Consider the following 4455-nt stretch of genomic DNA (forward strand, 5'->3'; position numbering starts at 1 on the left):
GCCTGATCCCGACGCGGAGCACGCCGCCGCGGAGTCGGATGGCGCGGCGGAGCCGGGTGGCGGCGTGGAGTCCGATGGCGCTGCCGAGCCCGCGCTCGACCGGCCGCTGCCCGAGGGCGTACGCCACCGGGTGGTCGCCATCGCCGCCGACGCCTTCGGCGGGTTCACCTACCCCGAGCTGCCGGTGTCCCTGCGGCCGTATGCCCGTTTCACGCCGTCCCGTCGGGTGAAGTACGCGGCGACCGCGCTGGCCGCCGCGCTGGAGTCGGACTCGGGCTTCCGGCAGAAGGTCGCCGGGCGGCTGCGCGAGGCGCAGCCGGAGCTGACCGGGGCGCTGGACTCCGGCACCCCGCCGCCGGCCGCCGACCCGCTGGACGTGGCCGCGGCGGCGTATCTGCTGCGGCCCGACGGGTGGGCCAAGCTCGTGGCGACCGCGGGCGAGGAGGCGCAGCGGGCCGACGCCGAGCGGGCCGACGAGGAGACGGTCCGCGAACTCGCCCGGCTGCGCGAGGAGGTGGTCGCGCTCCAGGCCCAGGCCCGCGCCGAGGCGGCCCGCGCCCGCGGCGAACTCGACGCCGTACGCAAGGAGGGCGACGCGCTGCACCGCAAACTGCGCGCCGCGCAGAGCGATGTGAAGCGGGCCGAGGCCGCGCAGCGCAAACTCCAGGCCGAGTTGGACGAGTCCCGGGCGGTCGCCGCGCGGGAGCGCGCCGCGGCCGAGAGCGAGGCACGCCGGCTGCGGACCCGGCTCACCGAGGCCGAGGCGGTGGTGGAGGCGGGCCGGCGCGCGGTGCGCGAGGGCCGCAGCGTGGAGGAGGTCCGGCTGCGGTTGCTGCTGGACACGGTGCTGGACGCGGCCGCCGGTCTGCGCCGCGAGCTGGCGCTGCCACCGCGCGACACGCTCGGGGTACGGCCCGCGGACACCGTGGACGCGGTCGCGCCCGGGGCGTTCAGCGCGCGCGACATCGCCACCCGGGCGCTGTCCGCGACCGATCCGGCGCTGCTGGACCAACTCCTCGCGCTGCCGCAGGCGCATCTGGTGGTCGACGGCTACAACGTCACCAAGACCGGTTATCCGGCGCTGCCGTTGGAGAAGCAGCGGCTGCGGCTGCTGGGCGGGCTGGCGGCGCTGGCCGCGCAGAGCGGCGCGGAGGTGACGTGTGTCTTCGACGGCGCCGACCTGGACATGCCGGTGCTGCTCGCGCCGCCACGCGGGGTGCGGGTGCTGTTCTCCAAGGCCGGTGAGACCGCGGACGAGTTGATCCGGCGGCTGGTGCGTGCCGAGCCGCCGGGGCGGCAGATCGTGGTGGTCTCCGCGGACCGGGAGGTCGCCGACGGTGTGGCGAAGGCCGGGGCCCGCCCGGTCGCGTCGGTGCTGCTGCTCAAACGGCTCGCCCGGGTGTGACGCGGGTCCGACGCGGGTGTGGCTCGCCCTGATGTGCGCCCGGATGTGAACCGCCCGGATGTGAAGCGGGTGTGCGGACGAGGTGAAGCGCGCGGGAGGATTCCCGCGCGTTCTTTCGTGGCGGCGTGAACGCACCGGCGTTTTCCGGCCGTTCGGCACCGGTTCGCGTTCACGATCACACAACCGCCAACGCAGTGTCCTCCCGTCCTCACCCCGGGTACAGGGCGCGTAAAGAATATGCGAACCGGTCGAGATTTTGCCTACAAGGATTTGAACCGATCACAGTCTGGTCACTAAGGTCTGGGCTCGTACCTCCGCGCAGTCGATCATCCAACCCGGGTGGCGCTCGGAGGCCGCCCGCCAGTGAACCGGTAGGCGGCTGAAGGAAGAAGGAGACCGCCTTCGTGGCGTCCCACCGTCGTCCCAAGCCGACAAGCCGCGTGCGCGTGACCGTGCTGACCGCCACCGCGGCAGCAGCGGTCGCACTGTCCTCGCAGGCTGCCAACGCCGCCCCCGCCAAGGACTCCGTCAAGGACGCCAAGTCCAAGGTGGATGCGCTCTACGACCAGGCCGAGCAGGCCACGCAGAAGTACGACGCGGCCAACGAGAAGCTGGCGTCGGTGCAGAAGGACGCGTCGAACCTCCAGGACCAGGTCGCCCGCCAGCAGGAGCACTTGAACAAGCTGCGGGACAACATCGGCGCGATCGCGGCCTCGCAGTACCGCAGCGGCGGCATCGACCCGTCGCTCCAGCTCTTCCTCTCCTCCAACCCGGACGACTATCTGGCGCAGGCGAGTTCGCTCGACCAGATCACCTCGCTCCAGGCCGGTGCGCTCACGCAACTGGAGAACGCGAAGCAGACGCTGGACCAGGATCGGGCGGAGGCCACCGCGAAGCTCGCGGAGGTGCAGAGCACCCGCGCGGACCTGGCGAAGAACAAGAAGGACGCGCAGACCAAGCTCGCCAAGGCGCAGTCGGTGCTCAACAGTCTGACCGCGGCGCAGCGCGCGCAGATGGCGCAGCAGGACGCGGCGGCGGCCAACCGGGCCAGCTCGCGGGTGGACCTCGGCAACACCAAGGCCGCCAGCGCTCGCGCCCAGAACGCGTTCGACGCCGCCGTCACCAGGATCGGCGACCCGTACCACTGGGGCTCCACCGGCCCCAGCCAGTTCGACTGCTCGGGTCTGACCTCCTGGGCCTACGCCCAGGCCGGGGTGACGATACCCCGCACCTCGGAGGCGCAGGCGAACGCCGGCACCCGCATCTACAACTCCTCGCAGCTCGAAGTCGGCGACCTGGTGATCTTCTTCGGCGACTTCCACCATGTCGGGCTCTACGCGGGCAACGGGCAGGTGCTGCACGCGCCGAAGCCGGGCGCGTTGGTGCGGTACGAAGCGATGAGCGACATGACGTTCGAGTTCGGCGTGCGGATCTGACGTACTGCCGCGGGGCGGTGTGCCCCAGGTGATGACATGGCCGGGCGGCCGCGCCGGAAACGGTGGCGGCCGCCCGGCGCGTTCGTTCGTATGACGGTCGGTGTGGACGGTGACGCGCCCGACTCCCGTACGGCGGACGGGTGATGAACACCTTGCCGAGAAGCCCGACGGCGGGCGCGTGACCTGCGGTTCACGGTCGCGGTCCGGATCGCGGTGCCGCCGGACCTTTGAACCGTGCGCCACAGCGCGATTACTGTCAGCGTTCGTGGCTTCCCATCGACGCACCCCGCAGCCGGGACTCGCCTCCCGCACCACCAGGGTCACCGTGCTGTCGGCGGCGGCAGCGGCGACCGCCGCGCTGTCCGGCGGTGCCGCCCAGTTCGCGGCGGCCGACCCTTCCGGTGGCACCGCCCCGGACGCCTCGACCCGGCTGGACCAGCTCTACCAGCAGGCCGAAGCGGCCACCCAGAAGTACGACGCCGCCCAGGAGACCGAGAAGCGGCTGCGCGGCGAGGTGGCCGACCTCCAGGATCGCGCCGCGCGCGGCCAGCAACGGGTCAACGCGCTGCGCGACGACCTCGGCGCGGTGGCCGCCTCGCAGTACCGCGAGGGCGCGGTGGACCCGACGCTGGCGCTGCTGCTGTCCGACCGGCCGTCCCAGTACATCGACCAGGCGTCCGCGCTCGACCGGCTCGGCACCCGGCAGGCCGCCCGGCTCCACGAACTCCAGGAATCCGAACGGACGTTGCGGCAGGAGCGGGCGCGGGCGACCGGCAAGCTCGCGGACCTGCAGAGCACCACGACGCAACTCCAGCAGCGCAAGCAGGATGTGCAGCGCGCGCTGGCCGCGGCCCAGACGATCCTGCACTCGATGCCCGCGGCCCAGCAGGCCGCCTTCCGCGCCGGCGGCGAGCGCGCCTCCCGCGATCAGGTGTTGCCGCCGCTGCTGAACCTGCCCGCGTCCTCCGGGCGCGCCGCCATCGCCGTCGCCGTGGCCCGCCGCATGCTCGGTGCTCCCTATGTGTGGGGCGCCACCGGGCCCGGGTCCTTCGACTGCTCGGGGCTGATGCAGTACGCGTACGCCCAGGCCGGGGTCGCGCTGCCGCGCACCTCGCAGGAGCAGATGAACGCGGGGCGGCACGTGTCGCTGGATCAGGCCCGCCCGGGTGACCTCGTGATCTACCGCTCCGACGCCAGCCACGTCGCGATGTACGTCGGCGGCGGCCAGGTCATCCACGCCCCCCACCCGGGCGCCCAGGTCCGCTACGACCCGGTCGGCATGATGCCGATCGCCGCGATCACCCGGCCCTGACGCTCCCCGTGACCGGGCCCGCCGGACCCACCGGGGTGCCCCTGTCCGCCGGCCCCGGGACCACCTGCCGGTGGGGGGTCTCGCGCGGTTCTCCCCCAGAGTTTCGCCCGGGTGGGGGCACCCCCGGCGAAGTCAGGGGGAGCGCCCTTTACGCGCCTCTTCGGGGCGCGGCCGGTGGCCTGGGAGCCCTGCTCCTGCGGCGAGTTGCCGGGCCTGCGAGGGGAGGCCGTACGATCGCGGGGTGCGTGCTGCTGTTCGATCACTGCGGGTGTGGCGGGGCGGGGTGCTCGCCGTGTGCGGGG

General features: G+C 73.2%; 3 protein-coding genes. All 3 read left to right on the plus strand.

All coding sequences use genetic code 11. The annotated features are described in order from the left end of the window. Positions 1 to 64: 64 nt before the first annotated feature. The 3 genes from AC13HU_RS32915 to AC13HU_RS32925 all read left to right on the plus strand — a co-directional run bounded on the left by AC13HU_RS32915 (position 65) and on the right by AC13HU_RS32925 (position 4153). Positions 65 to 1405, plus strand: coding sequence for an NYN domain-containing protein (locus tag AC13HU_RS32915; protein ID WP_483045649.1), 1341 nt, complete (start codon positions 65 to 67; stop codon positions 1403 to 1405). A gap of 404 nt (positions 1406 to 1809) precedes the next feature. Continuing rightward, positions 1810 to 2841: a C40 family peptidase gene (locus AC13HU_RS32920; RefSeq protein WP_483045647.1), complete on the plus strand. Its 1032-nt coding sequence runs from the start codon at positions 1810 to 1812 to the stop codon at positions 2839 to 2841. 265 nt (positions 2842 to 3106) lie between these two features. Next, positions 3107 to 4153 carry a C40 family peptidase gene (locus AC13HU_RS32925; protein ID WP_483045648.1) on the plus strand — a complete coding sequence of 349 codons (1047 nt, stop codon included), beginning with the start codon at positions 3107 to 3109 and terminating at the stop codon, positions 4151 to 4153. The last annotated feature ends 302 nt before the right edge of the window (positions 4154 to 4455 follow it).

Source organism: Streptomyces sp. NH27 (genome assembly GCF_056859195.1).